General features: G+C 68.7%; 19 protein-coding genes. 7 read left to right on the forward strand and 12 right to left on the reverse strand.

What is annotated here, in order from left to right:
• Window positions 1-47: 47 nt before the first annotated feature.
• The 3 genes from J4573_RS39310 to J4573_RS39320 all read right to left on the reverse strand — a co-directional run bounded on the left by J4573_RS39310 (window position 48) and on the right by J4573_RS39320 (window position 2,847).
• Window positions 48-944: a lysylphosphatidylglycerol synthase transmembrane domain-containing protein gene (locus J4573_RS39310; protein WP_208261215.1), complete on the reverse strand. Its 897-nt coding sequence runs from the start codon at window positions 942-944 to the stop codon at window positions 48-50.
• Between the two features lie 217 nt (window positions 945-1,161).
• Window positions 1,162-1,773, reverse strand: coding sequence for a phosphatase PAP2 family protein (locus J4573_RS39315; RefSeq protein WP_208261216.1), 612 nt, complete (start codon window positions 1,771-1,773; stop codon window positions 1,162-1,164).
• Window positions 1,774-2,031: 258 nt separating this feature from the next.
• The gene (locus J4573_RS39320; RefSeq protein ID WP_243774286.1) at window positions 2,032-2,847 is read right to left on the reverse strand and encodes a PIG-L deacetylase family protein; all 816 of its coding nucleotides are present in this window, start codon (window positions 2,845-2,847) and stop codon (window positions 2,032-2,034) included.
• 10 nt (window positions 2,848-2,857) lie between these two features.
• On the opposite strand from J4573_RS39320, the gene J4573_RS39325 reads away from it, so the two are divergent.
• The 4 genes from J4573_RS39325 to J4573_RS39340 all read left to right on the forward strand — a co-directional run bounded on the left by J4573_RS39325 (window position 2,858) and on the right by J4573_RS39340 (window position 6,846).
• Window positions 2,858-4,090: a glycosyltransferase family 4 protein gene (locus J4573_RS39325; protein WP_208261217.1), complete on the forward strand. Its 1,233-nt coding sequence runs from the start codon at window positions 2,858-2,860 to the stop codon at window positions 4,088-4,090.
• Between the two features lie 32 nt (window positions 4,091-4,122).
• Window positions 4,123-4,938 carry a phosphatase PAP2 family protein gene (locus J4573_RS39330; RefSeq protein WP_208261218.1) on the forward strand — a complete coding sequence of 272 codons (816 nt, stop codon included), beginning with the start codon at window positions 4,123-4,125 and terminating at the stop codon, window positions 4,936-4,938.
• Between the two features lie 31 nt (window positions 4,939-4,969).
• On the forward strand, window positions 4,970-5,728 hold the full coding sequence (locus J4573_RS39335) for a polysaccharide deacetylase family protein (RefSeq protein ID WP_243774287.1): 759 nt from the start codon (window positions 4,970-4,972) through the stop codon (window positions 5,726-5,728).
• 155 nt (window positions 5,729-5,883) lie between these two features.
• Window positions 5,884-6,846 (forward strand): YncE family protein, encoded by a 963-nt coding sequence (locus tag J4573_RS39340; RefSeq protein ID WP_208261220.1) that lies wholly within the window; start codon window positions 5,884-5,886, stop codon window positions 6,844-6,846.
• Here J4573_RS39340 and J4573_RS39345 read toward each other — a convergent pair.
• Together J4573_RS39345 and J4573_RS39350 are read right to left on the reverse strand one after the other, a co-directional pair.
• On the reverse strand, window positions 6,813-7,484 hold the full coding sequence (locus J4573_RS39345) for a response regulator (protein ID WP_208261221.1): 672 nt from the start codon (window positions 7,482-7,484) through the stop codon (window positions 6,813-6,815). The two genes, J4573_RS39340 and J4573_RS39345, sit on opposite strands and share 34 nt — an antisense overlap.
• The gene (locus tag J4573_RS39350) at window positions 7,481-8,620 is read right to left on the reverse strand and encodes a sensor histidine kinase (RefSeq protein ID WP_208261222.1); all 1,140 of its coding nucleotides are present in this window, start codon (window positions 8,618-8,620) and stop codon (window positions 7,481-7,483) included. The genes J4573_RS39345 and J4573_RS39350 overlap by 4 nt, the downstream gene beginning before the upstream one ends.
• Before the next feature lie 164 nt (window positions 8,621-8,784).
• Here J4573_RS39350 and J4573_RS39355 point away from each other — a divergent pair, with 164 nt between their 5' ends.
• Window positions 8,785-9,501: an ABC transporter ATP-binding protein gene (locus tag J4573_RS39355; RefSeq protein ID WP_208261223.1), complete on the forward strand. Its 717-nt coding sequence runs from the start codon at window positions 8,785-8,787 to the stop codon at window positions 9,499-9,501.
• Complete coding sequence (locus J4573_RS39360) at window positions 9,498-10,310, forward strand: hypothetical protein (protein WP_208261224.1); 813 nt, start codon at window positions 9,498-9,500, stop codon at window positions 10,308-10,310. The genes J4573_RS39355 and J4573_RS39360 overlap by 4 nt, the downstream gene beginning before the upstream one ends.
• Window positions 10,311-10,430: 120 nt before the next feature.
• Here the strand turns inward: J4573_RS39360 and J4573_RS39365 are convergent, their stop codons facing one another.
• The 6 genes from J4573_RS39365 to J4573_RS39390 form a co-directional block, all read right to left on the reverse strand.
• Window positions 10,431-10,757: a winged helix-turn-helix domain-containing protein gene (locus J4573_RS39365; protein ID WP_208261225.1), complete on the reverse strand. Its 327-nt coding sequence runs from the start codon at window positions 10,755-10,757 to the stop codon at window positions 10,431-10,433.
• 7 nt (window positions 10,758-10,764) lie between these two features.
• Window positions 10,765-11,502 (reverse strand): hypothetical protein, encoded by a 738-nt coding sequence (locus tag J4573_RS39370; protein ID WP_208261226.1) that lies wholly within the window; start codon window positions 11,500-11,502, stop codon window positions 10,765-10,767.
• A 166-nt stretch (window positions 11,503-11,668) separates the two neighbouring features.
• On the reverse strand, window positions 11,669-12,427 hold the full coding sequence (locus J4573_RS39375) for a hypothetical protein (RefSeq protein ID WP_208261227.1): 759 nt from the start codon (window positions 12,425-12,427) through the stop codon (window positions 11,669-11,671).
• A complete protein-coding gene (locus J4573_RS39380) occupies window positions 12,424-12,723 on the reverse strand; it encodes a PadR family transcriptional regulator (RefSeq protein ID WP_208261228.1) in 300 nt (99 codons plus the stop codon). The genes J4573_RS39375 and J4573_RS39380 overlap by 4 nt, the downstream gene beginning before the upstream one ends.
• A gap of 112 nt (window positions 12,724-12,835) precedes the next feature.
• On the reverse strand, window positions 12,836-13,528 hold the full coding sequence (locus tag J4573_RS39385) for an ABC transporter permease (RefSeq protein ID WP_208261229.1): 693 nt from the start codon (window positions 13,526-13,528) through the stop codon (window positions 12,836-12,838).
• Complete coding sequence (locus J4573_RS39390) at window positions 13,525-14,436, reverse strand: ABC transporter ATP-binding protein (RefSeq protein WP_208261230.1); 912 nt, start codon at window positions 14,434-14,436, stop codon at window positions 13,525-13,527. The genes J4573_RS39385 and J4573_RS39390 overlap by 4 nt, the downstream gene beginning before the upstream one ends.
• A 40-nt stretch (window positions 14,437-14,476) precedes the next feature.
• Here J4573_RS39390 and J4573_RS39395 point away from each other — a divergent pair, with 40 nt between their 5' ends.
• A complete protein-coding gene (locus J4573_RS39395) occupies window positions 14,477-15,484 on the forward strand; it encodes a hypothetical protein (protein WP_208261231.1) in 1,008 nt (335 codons plus the stop codon).
• 60 nt (window positions 15,485-15,544) lie between these two features.
• On the opposite strand, the gene J4573_RS39400 is transcribed toward J4573_RS39395, so the two are convergent.
• Entirely contained in the window at window positions 15,545-17,758 is a 2,214-nt protein-coding gene (locus tag J4573_RS39400; protein ID WP_243774289.1) for a bifunctional glycosyltransferase/CDP-glycerol:glycerophosphate glycerophosphotransferase, read from the reverse strand.
• Window positions 17,759-17,795 lie beyond the last annotated feature (37 nt).

The raw sequence follows: 17,795 nt of genomic DNA on the forward strand, positions 1-17,795 counted from the left end.
ATCCGGGGCGTTCCGCCGCCGCGTCCTCTGCCTGTGTCACACGACTGTCAGAGGACGCGGCGGCGGAGCAGATATGCCAGCACGAAGCCACTGGGCAGTAGCGGCGCCCACACCGTGATCAGCCGGTAGGCCAGCACGCTCCCGAGCGCGGCGGCGGATGGGACGTTCACTGCGGCGAGTCCTGCCACGAGAGTCACGTCCAGAGAACCGAAGCCGCCGGGTGAAGGCACCAGCGCCGACACCGATGACGCCACCAGATACACGGCGAAAGCCGTGGCCATGGAGATCTGGACGTCGAGTCCGCGCAGCACGGCGAACAGGATCAGCGAGTGCAGCAGCGGCATCGCGAACGAACCGAGCCACAGCGCCGTCGCCCGAGCCGGATCGCGTGCGACGTCCGCCAGGATTCGCGCCTCCTGCACCACCAGCTTGAGCGCCTTCCTCCGGAAACGCCACAGCGACGCCGCACCCGCGAGGAGCAGTGCCGACACGCACAGCAGGGCGATCAGACTCCCCGGCCCGAGGCCGGGCTGCCATCCGTGCCAGGGTGTGGCCACCCCGCTCATTGAGGCAGGGCTGAGCAGCAGGACGCCTGCGAGCAGCATCAGATGGGTGATGGCTCCGGCAGCCGAGTTGAGCCCGAGTGCCCCGGCCGCCGACGCTCGGCTGAGCCCGTTCATCGTCAGGAAGCGCAGATTCACGGCGATGCCGCCGGCGCCGGCGGGCAACACGTGGTTGGCGAACGATGCGGCCACCTGGACGGCGAACAGGCGCCGGACCGATATGGGGACAGAGATCGAACCGAGCTGGCTGACCGTGCCCGCTCCCCACAGCGCCACCGCGCAGAGCGATGCGAGAGCGATCCACTCGCCGTCCGCGGTGCTCAGCTGATCGCTTCCGGCGTCGACGGTCGTCCAGTGCCGCACGCCCAGGGCCGCGACCACCGCGACGACGAGCAGTGCCGGAAGGAGCCTGGCCACCGGCACGATCCGGCCCGGTCCGTCTGGCGGAACCCCCACCGGAACCCCCATCGGAGCGCCCCTCGTCTTCGTCCAACGCGTCTTCGTCCAACGCGGCGCGCCACATCGACTGGCTTCTACATTCTAGTAAAAGTTCACATAAGGCCAGCATGTGGACTGGGTGCCTCGCCTGGCGGCAGGCTCACTTGAGAAACCTCCTGGTCACTGCGACGGCCGCGAATGCCCAGGTGATTCCGAACAGGCAGCCGCCGAGGGCATCGGTCGGCCAGTGTGCGCCGAGGTAGACGCCGGTCAGGGCGACGGCCGCGGCCCACAGGGCGACCAGTACGCGGGCCGCCGGTCGAGTGAACGCCGTGGCAAACAAGATCGCGACGATGGTGGCGGCGGTCGTCTGGCTCGAGGGGAAGGCCCATCCGTCGGCGGCGTCGATCCAGTCACGGGCAAGGGGTGGAGGGCGGCCGATCGCGGCCGAGATCAGTCCGCGTACGGCCTGCCCGACAACGAGGATCAGCACTCCGATCAATGCGGCGTCCACGCGCTGACGTCGCCCCAGGCAGGCACCTGCCGCCGCCGCCAGGAGATAGGTGGCGATGCCCGTTCCCGTCAAAGTGACCAGGCGTGCGGCCGCAGTGAGGCCCGCTGCCCGGTGGAGCATCGCCCAGTGGTGAAGCCACCCGTCAGCGAGCACCGGTCGTCCATGCGTGCCGATGACCAGGCCGGTGAAGACCGCGAACAGAGCGGCGGCCAGAACTGCGGTGACCGGACGTGCTGCCCGATCAGGCAAAAGGCGCACGCCGGAGATCCAGGGTGTTCGGCGGTGTCGGCGCGGTGGCGGTGACGGTGACGATCGGCATGGGGGGTGCTTGTCGATTCCGGTTGTGAGCACGGGCGATGGCGCATCCGTTCAACGGAAGTCGCGCTCACGGTAGCCAGTGCAAGGTAAGCGTCAGGCCAACGTGGATCCCCTCTTGCAGGAACATCTGGACCTCTCGCCGTCCCCCGATCTATCTTCTACAGTTCTGTAGATGTTGGGGTAGGGTTCCGTATCGGGTCATGAGGGGCGGGGGAGGCTGGCGAAGATGTCGTCGAGCAGCGGCCGGGCCGCGACGCGCCCGTGTTCGACGTACCACTCGTGGCCGAGGACCCACCTGAACACCGGGCCGGGAAGCCGCAGCAAGAAAGCCAGCGTCCGCAGCCCGGAACCGCCACCGGCCTGGCTGACATGCGCGGCCATCGCGGCTCGCTTGAGGCAGCTGAAACGGCGAACGTCGACCCGGTGGGTGAGGCGTTCAGGGGCGGTGTACGCCGAGGCGAACCGGGCCGGAGCGAAGTCGCGCGGGACGCCTGGCAGAAAGCAGACCAGGCGCAGCGCACGCAGGAGCAGACGGCGGTCCAGCGTGGCCTCCAGCACGACGGGCGTGCCTGCCAGCTGTGCTGCCAGGACTCCCACGTCATGGACGCGGATGTGGTCGGGATGACCGTAGCCACCTGCCGGATCGTAGATCGTCAGTACGTCTGCCCGTTCCTCCCGCAGGATCCGCGCGAGCCGCTGCGCGGCCTCCTCACGGTCGGCGTGGGCGAAGGCGTTCGCCGCCTTGGCAGGGGCCCGGGCCATGCCGGAGTCGTCATAGCCGAGGCATTCGACGCGGGCGCAGCCGAGGACCGCCGCGGACCGCCGCAGTTCCGCGAGGCGGCGTTCGGCCAGATCGGTCCCGGTGAGATTCGCAGCGGCCAGGCCGGCCGCGCCGGAGGTGGCGACGACGATCACCGCGCGATGCCCCTCGGCCGTGACCCGAGCCAGCGTTCCTGCGGTGAGCAGGGCCTCGTCGTCGGGATGGGCGTGGAACGACACCAGAACATGCGGCATGGCTGCAGTCTTGCGCACCTGCCACCGGCACACGGCCGACGATCGCGAACACCCCCGGAGGCGGCCGCGCATGAGGATCGCCCACGTCACCGACTTCTACCTGCCTCGGCTCGGCGGCATCGAGGTGCATGTTCACGACCTCGCCGAGAGGCAGTCGGCGGCCGGCCACGATGTCGAGATCATCACGTCGTCGCCGCTGGGGGATAGGGCCTGCCGGGAGCGGAACGACCGGGAACGGTACGCCCGGGAACGGTACGCCCCGGACGCGGGACCTCGTGTGCACCGTCTGACCGGAGGCGGCGTTCTTCGTTCGGCGCTCAATCCCCAGGCATCCTGGAGAGGGCGGCGGCTACTGCGAGAAGGCCGCTACGACCTGGTGCACGCCCACGCGGGGGTCGTCTCGCCGTTGGCGTTGGGGGCTGTGGCGCTCGCCCACGAGATCCCCGTCGTGGTGACCCAGCATTCTCTGCTCTCCTACGCCGAACCCGCCTACCAGGTGCTCAACGCCGCGGCACGCTGGTCGGAACTGCCCGCCGTATGGACAGCGGTCAGCTCCGTGGCCGCCGAACCGGTGCGGCGGCTGGTGCACCCCGCGCCCGTGCAGGTCCTGCCGAACGGCATCGACGCCTGGCGATGGCGGATCGATCCGGTTTCTCGGGAGCCCCATCAAATGGTGGTCGTGGCGGTGATGAGGTTGGCCGTGCGCAAACGGCCGCTACCGCTCCTGCGCATCTTGCGGCAGGCGCACCATGCGCTGGGCGATCAAGTCGACCTACGCGCAGTGATCGTGGGCGATGGTCCGGAGCGCGCGCTGGTCGAGCGATTCCTCAGCCGGCACCGCATGGACCACTGGGTGAGCCTGCCCGGGCGCTTGTCGCGGCACCAGATCCGGGCGCTGTTCGCCCGTGCCGATGCCTTCGTCGCTCCGGCGACGCTGGAGTCGTTCGGCATCGCCGCGCTGGAGGCCCGATGCGCCGGCCTGCCGGTGATAGCACGGGCCGAGGGCGGCATCGGCGAGTTCATCAGCGACGGCAAAGAAGGCATCCTGGTGGGCGGAGACGGGGCCATGGCCGAGGCGATCGTTCGGCTGGCCCGTGATCCCGCGGAACGAGAACGGATCATGGAGCACAACCGGGAGACGCCGACCTCGATGGACTGGTCGGATGTGCTTCCCCTCACCATCGAACTGTACGAGAGGGCGCTCCGGCGGGAACGCCCTCGACCGGCCCGGGCGGGGAGTTGACGGGGGCCGCGGCGCGCCGCCGCCCCAGGCTGGTGGGCGAGCTGGTCGTCGTTCTCGCCCTGGTGAAGGTCTATGACTACGTTCGGTCGCTGGCCGCCGAGCGTGAGCCGCTCGCCCGTGGCCATGGCGAGCACCTCCTCTCGGCGGAACGGCTGCTCGATCTCGATTGGGAGCATGCGGGCAACCACTGGCTGGCCGGCCATCGGACGCTGGGGCTGGCCGCCGCGTACTGGTACCAATTCGCCCACATCGGGGTGACTCTTACCGTGCTCGTCTGCTGCTATGTCGCCCAGCCGAGCCGCTACCGACCGGCTCGCAACGCCCTGGTGGTCACCAACCTCGTGGGCATGGCCGTGTTCTTCACCTTCCCGGTGATGCCGCCCCGGCTGCTGCCGGGCGGCGGTTTCACCGACTCCGTCGCGGCGGCCGGATTCGGCTCGGAGCACGGCGGCCCCATACCCGCCGATCAGTTCGCCGCGATGCCCTCACTGCATCTGGCCTGGGCCACCTGGACCGGGCTGGTGGCCGCGGGGTTGCTGTCGAACAAGCTCGCCCGGACGTTGTGCCATGCCTATCCGGTCGCGACGGCCCTGGTCGTCGTCGTTACCGCGAACCACTACGTTCTGGACGTCGTCGCCGGTGTCGTCGTGGCCCTGGCCGCGGTGTGGACCACCAGCCGCAGAGCCGTTCGGCAGCAGGCGGCCTCGGGCGGGACCGGCTCGGGCGGGACCGGCTCGGGTGAGACCGACTCAGCGCCTTTCCGAGATGAACGCGAGCAGGCAGCCCCTCCGGCTGAGGAAACGGGCACTGTAGATGCGATAACCGGCCGCTTGCCTTCGCCTCCCTAGCCTGCTCGGCATGACGATCGCACGTCGCCAGATGCTGGAAGCCGGGCTCGTGACGCTGGCGGGACTCACGGCGGCCTGCTCTTCTCCGCACACCGACACCAAGCAAGCCGAACGCACTGGGCCGACCTCGCCCAGTGTCCCCGCGACCTCCCCGAGCACCGATGGGCCGGCCTCGACACGGAAGGGCAGGGGCGGTGAGGTGGTGCACGGCCCAAGGTCCCGCCGCGAAGTCGCGCTCACCTTCCATGGCGCCGGAGAAGTCGCTCTGGCCGAACGGCTCCTCACAGCGATCGAGCAAGCCAAGGCAACGGTCACCGTGATGGCCGTCGGGACATGGCTCGACTCCAGCCCTCACATGGCCTCCCGGGTGCTGCACGGAGGACATGAGCTGGGAAATCACACTCAGCACCACCTGGACATCAAGGCGATGAGCGCCGCTCAGGCGCAGGCCGAGATCAGTGAGTGCGCCCGCCGGCTGAAAAGCCTCACCGGAACGATAGGCGCCTGGTTCCGGCCATCGCAGACCCGTCACGCACCTCTGAACCTGCAGCGCGAAGCCGCACGCATCGGCTACCAGGCATGCCTGTCGTACGACGTCGACTCGCTGGACTTCACCGATCCGGGGCCAAGGGCCGTGGCCCGCAACGTCCTCACCAAAGTTCAGCCGGGCTCCATCGTCAGCCTGCACTTCGGGCATGCGGGCACGATCCAGGCGATGCCCGTGATCCTCGATGGCCTGAAGGCACGCGGGCTCACCCCGGTCACCGTTTCGCGCCTGCTGAGGTCGTGATGCGCAGATCAGCCGCCGTCGCGGCCGTTCTCCTCGCCGCCGCGTGCAGCGGCAACACGACCAGTACCCGGGTGCCGCGTCGGGCCGATGCCCCACAGACGGGTGGTCCACCGCGATCCCAAGCCATCGATGTCTACGCCCATGACCGCCCAGGAATGCTCAGCCCCGTCACCAAGAGCTTCCCCGCGCGCATCTACGTGCCTGACAGCGGGAGCAACGACGTCATCGTCATCGACCCGCACTCGTTCAAGAAGATCGCGCGCTTCAAGGTCGGGCGCCGCCCCCAGCACGTGGTGCCTTCCTGGGACCTGAAGACACTGTGGGTCAACGACAACGACTCCAACGACCTGGTCCCGATCAACCCTGCCACCGGCAAACCCGGCCGGAAGGTCCACGTCACCGACCCGTACAACCTGTACTTCACCCCGGACGGCCGCTACGCCATCGTGATGGCCGAACGCAACGACACCCTCGACATCCGCGACGCCCACACGATGAAGCTCGTCCGTCAGGTGCGGCTCCCGTGCAGGGGCATCAACCATGCCGACTACACCGCCGACGGCACCGGCTTCATAGCGACCTGCGAATTCTCCGGCCAGGTCCTCAGATTCGATGACCGCGACTGGAAGCTCACAGGCGAACTGCTCCTGAGACCCGGTGCCATGCCGCAGGACGTCAAGGTCTCGCCAGATGGCAAGACCTTCTACGTCGCCGACATGGCCGGCAACGGCGTATGGACCATCGACGCCGCAACGTTCCGCAAGACCGGTTTCATCCACACCGGCAAAGGCGCACACGGCCTGTACGTCAGCCGCGACGAAACCCGCCTCTACGTCTCCGACCGCGGCCAGGGATCGGTCTCCGTCATCTCGTTCGCCGATCGCCGCGTCGCCACCCGCTGGAAGATCCCCGGCGGCGGCTCGCCGGACATGGGCGGCATCTCCGCCGACGGCAAGGTCCTCTGGCTGTCGGGCCGCTACAACTCCGTCGTGTACGCGATCTCCACCACCGACGGTCACCTGATCAAGAAGATCCACGTCGGCGCAGGCCCGCACGGCCTGTGCGTCTACCCCCAACCCGGCCGCTACTCCCTAGGCCACACCGGCTCCTTTCGCTGACCGGAGAGCGGCTGCCCGAGGCCGGAGCGGTGGGCGAGGATGACCAGCTGGATGCGGTCGCGGGCCTTGAGCTTGCTGAGCAGCGCGGCGACGTGGGTGCGGGCGGTGCCTGGGGCGATGTCGAGGTGCACGGCGATCTCGGCGTTCGACAGGCCCTCGGCCACCAGGAGGAGGACGTCACGTTCTCGCGCGGTGAGGTTGGCGAGGGCCGCTGAGTCAGGCGGGATCGGGCGGGTGGTGAACGCGGTGATGAGGCGTCGGGTGATGGCAGGGGACAAGAGCGCGTCACCGCGGGCGATGGTCCTGATCCCGTCGAGGAGTTCGCGGGGCGGGGTGTCTTTGAGGAGGAAGCCGCTGGCTCCGCCACGTAGGGCTGCGTAGACGTACTGGTCCAGGTCGAAGGTGGTCAGTACGAGGACGCGGGAGCCGGTGATCTGCCGGGTGGCCTCAAGCCCGTCCACGCCAGGCATCCGGATGTCCATGATGACGACGTCGGGCTGTAGTTCGCGTGCGAGCGCGACGGCTTGTGCGCCATCGGCCGCCTCGCCGACGGCCTCGAGATCGGGGGCCGTGCCGATGATCCCGACGAGGCCTGCTCGCACGAGCGCCTGGTCGTCGGCGACGAGGACGCTGATCATGTCGGCAGCGGCAGGATCGCCGTGACCTGAAAGCCGCCCTGGGGGAGTGGAACGGCCTCGAGGGTGCCGCCGTGGGTGAGCGCGCGTTCTCGCATGCCGAGCAGGCCATGGCCGGGGCGGTGCCCGCGCGCCGGTCCGTTGCCGTTGTCGCTGACCTTGATGGTGAGGTCGGCTGGTGTTCTTGTGATCAGGAGGTGTGCGTGCTCGGTGGCGGCGTGCTTGATCACGTTGGTGAGGGCCTCCTGGGTGATGCGGTAGGCCGAGAGCCCGACGGATGCGGGCAGATCGTCGAGCGTGCCGTTCAGCTCGACCTCGGCCTGAACGCCTGCGGCGGCGGTCCGTTCGATCAACTGCGGCAGATCGCTCAGGCTGGGCGCGGGTTCCATGTCGATGCCGGTCGACGCCGGGCGCAGTACCTGGAGGAGCGCGCGCAACTCGGTGAGTGTGGCTCGCCCGGCCGTCTCGATCGTGGCCAGCGCGGCCTGGGCCTGGTGCGGCTGGTCCAAGGCGATGAGGGCGCCATAGCCGGCCTGGACGGTGATCACGCTCATGCCGTGCGCGAGCAGGTCGTGCATCTCGCGGGCGATCCTGAGCCGTTCCTCCGTCGCCGCCTGCTCCGCGCGGTGCCGGGCTTGGCGGCGCTGAATGCCCAGCGTGTGGCCGACCGTCCAGATCACCAGGTAGAGGACGGTGAACGCGGTCGCGGCGCCTCGGTGCCGGAAGTCGGGCAGCGCCGTCGCCCAAGCGCAGGTGAGGGAGAGTGCGAGCGCGGCGTAGGCGTACGATCCGGATGCCAAGGGCCACAGGACATAGCCGAAGGCCACCAGCCCGGCCATCGTCGAGGGCGGGTCCACCGCGCCGACCAGGCACAGCCCGGTCAGAAGCAGGCCGAGTGATGGCAGCGGCCGCGCTGCGAGAGCGACGGCCAGCGAGAACAGCACGGCGCCGGCCGTGAGCCCGAGTGCCTGGGCCACGCCTCGGTCTGCGTGATTGAGCATCATCAGCGTCGCGGGCACTGAGAACGTGATCGCCGCCAAACGGTCTCGAGCGGGAGGCGTCAGGCAACCGGCCAGCCGATCCCGCACGCGCACATAGGTCTGATCTCGTGCGGGCGAGAGCACCGGACGACCGTTCATCGCCCCAGCGTAAGAGCGCTTTCGTGGCTTTCACATCCCTCCAGAGGCCTATGCCTGCAGGCAGAGACACCGGCCTCCAGACAGAGCGCTGAGACCACTCCCGTAGCGGACGCGGCCGATGAGTCTCGACGGCCACCGTTGAGACATCTGCGAAGGAGACACGAATGCTCGAAGTACGCGAAGTCACCAAGACGTACGGCAGAACCACCGCCGTCGACGAACTGTCGGTCACGATCCATCCGGGGCGGGTCACGGGTTTCCTTGGGCCCAACGGCGCGGGCAAGACCACGACGATGCGGCTGCTGCTCGGCCTCGAACGGCCGGACGCCGGTAAGGCGCTGGTGAACGGCCGGCCGTACCGTGCGCTGGCCCGCCCCCTCCACGAGGTCGGGGCGCTCCTGGACGCGGGGGCGGTTCATCCTGGACGGACCGCTCGCGCTCATCTCGGTTGGTTGGCTGCCGCGGCGGATCTGAAGGGCACACGGATCTCGCAGGTCCTGGAGCTCACCGGGCTGACGGCCGTCGCGGGTCGACGGGTCGGCGGCTTCTCGCTGGGCATGCGGCAGCGACTCGGCCTGGCCGCCGCGCTGCTGGCCGACCCGCGGATTCTCATCCTGGACGAACCGGTCAACGGCCTGGACCCCGAGGGCGTCCGCTGGATCCGCGACCTGCTGCGCGGCCTGGCGGCGGAGGGCCGGACCGTCCTGGTCTCCAGCCATCTGATCAGCGAGATGGCGCTGACCGCCGACCATCTGGTGGTGATAGGACGCGGGCGGCTGCTCGCGGACACGCCATTGACGGCTCTGGGCGACGGCCCGCTCGAGGACGCCTACCTTCGGCTGACCGAGCAGTCCGTCGAATACCGGGCGGGTGACCGGTGAGGGCCGCACTGAGGGCCGCACTGAGGGCCGCACTGAGGGCCGCACTGACGGCCGCTCTGAGGGCCGAGTGGATCAAGCTGCGAACGGTCCGCTCGATCGCCCTGGTCCCGGCCATCGCGGTCGTGTTCGGAGTGGGCGTCGGGTTCCTGGACGTCTCCTCGATCGACTGGACGACCACCGACCCGGCCACGCTCGACCCGGTCAGCGAGTCGTTCGCGGGATTCCAGTTCGCCGAACTGGCGTTCGCGGCGCTCGGCGTCCTGGCGATCAGCTCCGAGTACGGGACAGGCCTGATCGACACCACCTTTCTGGCCATGCCTCGCCGGGGCATGACCTATGGAGCCAAGGTCGTCGTCCTGGCGGCGTTCGTGCTGGTCATCTGCGTGATCAGCGCATTCACCGCGTTCTTCCTCGGCCAGGCCGTCCTGTCCCGCCATCACGCGTCGGTCTCGCTCGCCGACCATGGAGTGCTGCGGGCCGTCGTATGCGCGGCGGTGTACATGACCGTGGTGACCCTGGTCGGATTCGCGGTCGGCGCACTGATCCGGCATACCGCTGGGGCGATGGGGGCCATGTTCGGGCTGGTGTTCCTCGCCTGGCCGTTGGCCCGTGCGGTCGAGGGGGTCTCGACGCTGCCCAGCAAGCTCCTGCTGGTGAACGCCGCGCAGGCACTGACCACGATCCGCCCGATCACCGGTCCTCCGGCCGCACGAGTCCCCTCCCCGGGGCAGGCCGCCCTGATCCTTCTCGGCTACGTCGTCGTCTTCATGGCAGCCGCGTACTGGAGGTTCACCAGCGACCGAAGGTGAGCGATCTCGTCGCGAAGCTCCCCGCTCTGCACGGCCTCCTCGAAGCCAGCCGCGGACGAAACGGGTTTCCCGAACGCTGTCCCACCAGTGGGCGATCCGGTGAACTTACTGGTCAGAGTGCTAGGCCTCGGAATCTTCGACCTGCTGGATGAGGCGTTTGAGGTTGGAGATCTCGTCGCGGAGAGCCCGTTCTCCGGCCTTGGTGAGGTTGATCCATGTGCGGGGGCGGCGCCCTTCGTAGCCCTTTTCGATGCTGACGAGCCCGGCCTTTTCCAGGACGGTCAGGTGCTGGCCGAGGTTGCCGGCGGTGAGATCGAGCGTGGTGCGCAGAAAGCCGAACTCGACGCGTCTGGCCTGATGGGCGATGGTGAGGACGCCGAGACGGACCCGCTGGTGGACGACGTCGTCGAGATCGGTGGCCGGGTGCCCGACTGGTTGATCGGTCATGGCGCGGTCAGCCGTCTCCAGCGGGGCGTCGTACGGATTGGGCCAGGGCGAAGCCGACGCTGCCGAGCAGCAGCAGGGCGGCGGCGATGGTCAGGTGGGGAAGGAAGAACCAGGGCGAGGGACGGGCGATCGTCCACCCGAAGGTGACCGGGACCAGCACGATCGCCAAGTAGAGCAGAGTGAACGCCGCCAGTGCCAGGTTGCGCTCCACCCACGACAGAACCAGCAGTGCCAGGCCGATGGCGCCGGCCGGAGCGGCCAAGCGGTAGAGAAATGCCGTCACGCTGGATTGCGGGTCGAGACGCAGTCCCCAGATCTCGTGCGAGAGACCCGGCGGGTGGTGGACCGCCCAGATCGCAGCCGCGGTCAATGCGGCAGCGATGCCGATCCCCGCTGCGATGTACGGGCGGACGGCGGTCCCGACACCGCGAGCCCGGGAACGGCGCACAGAGAAATAGGCGATGACGGCATAGGCGAGCACCAGCGCGGTCGTCCAGTAGATGAACGACCAGGTGTCGGAAATGGTGCAGACCTGACCGCCGACGTCACCTCGACGGAAGCTCTGGCACGTGGCCGTGTAGTGGCCGTACCTGTCGGCGGGGATCGCGCCCAAGGTGAGCAGTCCGAGCAGCCCGAGCGGGAACCAGGCGCCCCGCTGAGCCTCGCGGACCTGGCGGGTCAGTCGGTGAACGGAGTCTAGGAGTTCGTGAGGGGTGCCCGGCGACGGCACCGGTCCGTCTGTCATGGCAACAGCTTTGCATTACAGACCTATCGGATCCAGAGACTAATCTGGCCATGAGCGGACGCTGACAGAACCGATGGGCGGCGCCGACGCCGTTCCAAGGCATGCTCGAAGGCTCGGAACACCGTTCACGCGCCGTGGGCTGTGGCCGGCAGCGGCAGGTGGTCGGCTACCGGCAGGCGCGCAGGACCGGGACGAAGGCCGGGATGACCGCGAGGACCGCCGCCGAGAATCCGAGCGCGGGCAGCTCGGGGTGCGTGATGGTGGAACCGAGCAAGGTCGCCGCTTCGATCCCTGCACCGGTGATCAGAACCCAGGTGCCGAGCCGGAGCCGGCCCGGCCGAGGCGGGATGACGAACCGGGCACCGAGTTCGGCCGGGATCCGGCACGTGCGCAGGGCACCGACGGCCAGGGCCGTCCACCAGCCGGCGAGCAGGATCCCGCGAAGGAGAAGAGGAGCCTGACCATCGACTCCGAGATGAACCGCGGCGACGGCGACCATGCCCATCGACGCCGGGAGCGTGTACGCGGCGGCGGCAGCACGGGCCAGGGCGAGGAGCCCGGCGACGCTCGGCCGCGGCAGGGGAGCGATCAGGACGAGCCCGGCCACCATGAGGATGAGCCCGGCCGACAGGGGGAGGGAATGGCCGGCGGCGCGCGACAGGCCGGTGTCGGTCTCGAGGCCCACATGGCCGACGAACCAGCAGAGCGCCGTCAGCGAGATGGCCGAGGTGGTGATTCGCAGCCGTCGCTGGGCGTGGGAGCCCGCAGGCCATAGCGCGGGATGGAGCCACATGTCGGCGATGCCCAGCAGGGTGTTGGGCCACGACCGCCATCCCGCCATGACGATCTCGGCCTCGAGATCGGGTCCCCATTGCTCCCGGAAAGCCGCCGGGTACATCCGCACGAGGGCACGGGCGGGTGTCATGTCGGCGACACCCCGAGGTTGCGCAGGCCGACGGCGGCCACATGGGCCATGGCCCGCAGCTCCTCTTCCAAGGCTCGCCGGCCCTCGGCGGTCAACCGGACCGGCTGCTGGCGGCCCTCACCTTCGAGCGGCTCGATGAAGTTCTTGTCCTGCAGGCGAGCCAGCGCACCGTACAGACTGCCCGGGCCGAGCCTGGTCCCGGTGAGCTGCTCGATCGCGGTGTTGATGGCGTAGCCGTGCATCGGCCCGTCGGCCAGCACGCACAGAACGAGCGTCTGTGAATCGTTGACCTGCACGAGTCCCCCTCCGCTCCACGACGATTACTACGTGGCAAGTATTACTCCATCGTCGGCCATCGCGCCAACGCGCCAACGTGTACTCAGCTGTTGACGTCCCGCCAACGTGTACTCAGCTGTTGACGTCGCGGCGGAGGAACAGCGCGAGTGCCACGGCGTCGAGGACGATGAAGGGCAGGGCGGCGTGGAGGGCGGCGCCGAGCGGCGTCATGCCGTGCTGGAGCTGGTTGCGGGTGATGTCCTGCGTGACGTTGCCGGGCAGCCATGCGTCGAGGCCGCCTGAGTGTCCCTGCAGGCCCTTCTCCGCGGGCAGGATCCACACGAGCGTGAGTGTCAAGGCGACCGGGATCGACCGGGTCAGGACGCCGGCCGCGTGACCGAAGAACGTCAGGACGCCCGCCGCGAACGCGAGCTGCCCGGCCGCCACCAGCATGGCGCCGACGCTGGGCACCGCGCCCATCGTGCCGCTCAGCGCGTAGCAGGACAGGCTCGTGGCGGCGGAGGTGATCACTGCGAACGACAGGGACGCGGCGAGCTTGCCACTGAAGACCTCCGCGCGGTTCGGACGCGAGATGAGCCAGGCGCGGATGGTCCCGCTGCTGAAGTCGCCGGAGGCCAGCACCGCGGCGCGCCCCATGAGCAGGGTCGCGGTCAGGATGCTCATTTGCCTGAAGCCCCAGAGCGGGGTCTGGTGCTGTGGACCGGCGTTGCTCATGGAGAAGAGGGTGGCGCCCACGCACAGCAGGATCATGGCGGCCGACGACCGGTTGACGAAGCGGATGAGTTCGGCGCGGTAGGACTTCACGACTGTGCTCCTGCGGTGGTCGCGGTTCGGAAGGCTTCTTCGAGAGTCGGGGCGACGTGGCTCAGCTCGGTCAGGCGGATGTCCGCGCCGGCGGCGGCACTGAAGACGCGCTGGGCGATCTGATCGCCCTCACCGTCGCCGTCTTGCTTGATATGGATGGCGGGACCGTTGATCTCGCCCTGAATGCCGTCCCTCTCCAGCAGGCTCATGAGGGTGCGGGTGGAGTCCTCGCTGGTGGCGCGCACACGCAGACTGGGCGGGCCGACGAATGCGCCGAATGGGCCGTCATAGCGGATCCGGCCCTCGTGGATCAGGGTCAGGGCGTCGGCGGTGCCCTCCAGTTCGCGCAACTGGTGGCTCGAGACGATCACGGCGGAACCCTCGTCGGCGATCTGCCGAATGAGCCCGCGCAACTGTTGGATGGCCTCGGGGTCCAGGGCGTTGGTGGGTTCGTCCAGCAGCAGGATGCGGGGCCGGGCGAGCAGCGCGACGGCGATGGCGAGCCGTTGCCGGTAGCCCTGCGACAGGGCGCCCACCCGACGGCCGAGAACCTCGTTCACACGAGCCAGTTCGGCGACCCGCTCGACCTCGCCCGCGCCCGCGCCGGTGAGGGCCGCGTGCAGGCGCAGGTTGCGGCGTGCGGTGAGGCCGCCGAACAGGGCAGGGGCCTCGATCATCGCCGACAGCGCGCGGCCGTTCTGGGGCGCGCTGATCGATACCCGTCCCTCCGTGGGGCGGACGAGGCCGGTGATGACCCGCATGAGGGTGGACTTGCCCGCGCCGTTGAGGCCGACGAGCGCGGTCACCCGGCCGAGCCGTGGAGCCCAGGAGACCGACTGGACGGCGGCGGTGGTGCCGAACCTCTTGGTCACGTTGTCGAGCACGACAGGAACGTCACGTGTAGTCACGAGCGAGATAGTACACGCCGCGTAGTACGATGCGCGTACTATGACGAACGAAGAACTCTTCGGCGAGAACTCGCCGGACACCTCAGACAAGAACGTGACGCGGGCCTGGAGCGCGATCGTGGCGAGCCTGGGCGTGGCGGGTCTGTTCGAGGTGCTCACGGTGCTGGCGACCCAGGACAAGGCGGTCAGGGCGGTGAGCCCTTGGCAGGACGACCCGTACGACGCCGTGGTCTCCCTCTGCCAGTTCGCGGTGCCGATGCTCGCGCTGGTGATCGTGCTGCGGCTGCTCGTCTGGCACGCGCCGGGCGCCCCGGATCGTGCGCAGCAGACGGTGCGGGCGGCGGGCGCTATGAGCACGCTGGTCGGGCTCACCCTGATCGCCGAGTGGAGCGCCGTCATCGCGGGGGAGCACAAGCCGTTCTGGCACGGGTGGACCGCGGTCCTGATCGGCGGCCTGGCCGTGAACTCGGCGCTCGTCGTCGGGGCGGCGGCGCTGCTGTGGCGGGCGCGGCGATCGCCCGGCCCGTCTCGAGGATGGCGGCACGACTGGCTCGGCGACGTCGTTCTGCTCGCCGAACGGACACCGCTGCCGCGACGCTGGATCGGCCCGGGAATCGTCGCCTGGGTGCGCAGCCACGCGATGACGGTGTTCTTCTCGGCGAGCCTGATGGCCGCGATCGGGATCACCGGCATGCAGGCGATCGGCGAACGATGGACCGACCCTCTGCTGATCGCCTGGATGCTGGTGGTGGAACTGGCCTCCTACCTGGCCTTCTGTGTGGTCAGCAATGCCATCGCCGGATTCATCGCCCGTCCTCCGGCCGGTAGGACCCGCCGGGTGGCCGAAACGTCGGTCGTCGTCGGGAGCATCGCGCTCCACCTCACGATCGCCTTCCGTGAGGCACTCTGGCCGGGATCAAAGCCGCTCTCGTCAGTTTCTGAACTGGCGTTGTTCACCCTCGGTACCGGGCTGATCGTCGGTCTGGCGACCGCGGGGCTTCAACTCGCGCGCACACGCCGTCCCGGCTTGCCGGCACGCCCGAGCTGAGCGGGCGGCTCAGGCCGCGCGGGGTTCGGGTTCGGACTCCTGGGGCGGCACTGTCGCGGTCTATGGCTTGCGAGGTTGGTTCAGGAAGACGCGGCGGACGGCGCGTTCGGCGGCGTGGCCGTCGTCCCAGGGGCAGTGGCGGGTGCGGAAGGCGTCGCGGGCCTTGGCGGTGGTGTCGGCCCAGGGCGTGCGGTGGCGGAACGCGTCGAGTAGTTCGTCTTCGGTGCGGGTGAGGATGCCGGGTGGGTGGGCGGTGATGTCGAGGTTGACGCCGCGGGTGAGCCGGTAGGTGTCCCAGTCGTTGGCGAGGATGACGATGGGGCGGTCGTCTAGGAGGGCGTAGTCGAACATGACCGAGGAGTAGTCGGTGAGGAGGGCGTCGGAGGCGATGCTCAGGTCTTCGATGCTGGGGTGGTCGGAGACGTCGATGACGTGTTGGGGGTCCCAGTCCTGCTTCTCCGGTGTGTAGAAGTAGTGGGCGCGGACGAGGAGGACGTAGTGGTCGCCGAGTTCGCGGGTGAAGCGGCCGATGTCGAACATGGGGCGGTAGGAGTCGCGGTATTCGCGGTGGGTGGGGGCGTAGAGGATCGCGGTCTTGTCTTGGGGGATGCCGAGTTGTTCGCGCAGTGTGTGGCGTTCGGCGGGGGTGGTGTGGACGAGGCGGTCGTTGCGGGGGTAGCCGATCTCCAGCATTTCGTAGTGGCAGGGGTAGCCGCGTTCCCAGGCTTGGGTGGACAGGGGGTTGGAGGAGATGAGGTAGTCCCAGCGGTCGGAGCGGGTGATGAGTTTGTGGAAGTCCATTTCCTGGGCGCCGACGGGGAAGTCCAGCTGGTCCAGGCCCATCTTTTTGAGTGGGGTGCCGTGCTGGGTCATGAGGTGGACTTGGCCGGGGCGTTTGATGAGGTTGTTGGGGAAGTTGACGTTGTTGACGAAGAACTTCGCGCGGGCCATCAGCCGCTGGTAGGCGAGTGTGCCCTGGATGACGTAGTCGATGCCGTCGGGGACGGCCTTCACGTTGTCGCGGGTGATGACCCAGACGCCGTGGATGTCGGGGGCGATCTCGCGGGCTTTGTCGTAGATGGCTTTGGGGTTGCAGGCGACGCCGCGGAACCAGTACGCGCCGTACACAGCGAGATGCTCGTCGATCGGGCGGAGGAACTGCGTCCGGTAGTAGAGCCGCAAAGCCCGGCGCCTGCCGTACCTCAGCCCCCGCCGGGCCAGACGCTTAGCGGAGGCGAATCGCCTCCTGGCCCATCGTCGGGCGGCCGCTAGGCGGAGAACGAGCTCGTAACGGCGGCGGTCATTGTTCGCGATGAGTCGATACTTGATCTTCATCAGGCGGCCGCCTGGCGGCTGGTGATCGACGGGTCGATGACGGCGGTAGAGGGACGAGAGCTGGCCGAAGAAGTCGGCGCGGTCCCGGGGGAGTATGCGGTCCTGTTCAAGGATGACGAGGGCATGCCCGATCAGCCGATCGAACATCACCGACCGGAACGGATCGGTGCCGCCATGTTCGGCCATGAACGAGAACACCCGCTCGTACTGAGGGACCGCGGCGAAGTGGCGGCGGGACGAGCTCTTGGTGATGGCGCCACTGCGGCGCTGCCGGTATACGTAGCACACCCTGTGGAGAAGGCTGATTCGTTCGGCCATCATCAGGACGGGGAAGGTGAGATTGATGTCCTCGTAGTAACCCCGGCTGAAGTACAGCCCGAGATCGAGCAGGTACTCACGGCGGATCACCTTGCTCCAGGTGGTCATCATGGTCCCGAGCACGCTGGGCCGCTCCGCGCAGGTGAAGACGTCCGGCGCGCCCTCGAAACGGTGCTGCGCCGTGCCCGTGCGCCGGCCGTCCCAATGCTCGCGGACGTGGTCCACCACCAGCACATCGGGCCAGGTGTCCTTCAGACGGCCGCGGATGGCGCGGATCGCACCGTCGGTTGCGTAGTCGTCGCTGTCGAAGAACCACACGTACTCGCCGGTGGCCATGCCGAGGCCTATGTTGCGGGCCTCGCCGAGCCCGACGTTACTGGCCAGGTGCAGGACGTGGATGCTCGGGTCGCGTTCGGCGAACTCGTCCAGGACTGCGCCGCAGTTGTCGGGCGAGGCGTCGTCCACCGCGACGATCTCCACATCCGTCAAGCTCGGATCCAGAAGCGATTCCAGGCACTGGGGGAGGAAGCCCTGCACCTTGTGAACGGGGACGATGATGCTGAGCAAGGGGCGTGTCGGGGGAGGTGAGACCACCGGTGTCCTCGGGTTTGTTCGCAGCATTCAGGAGAGCAGCCGGTCGGCTGCCCGGGGGCGGCAT

Origin of the sequence: Actinomadura barringtoniae (genome assembly GCF_017573505.1) — a bacterium.
In the GTDB taxonomy this organism is placed as follows: Bacteria; Actinomycetota; Actinomycetes; order Streptosporangiales; family Streptosporangiaceae; genus Spirillospora; species Spirillospora barringtoniae.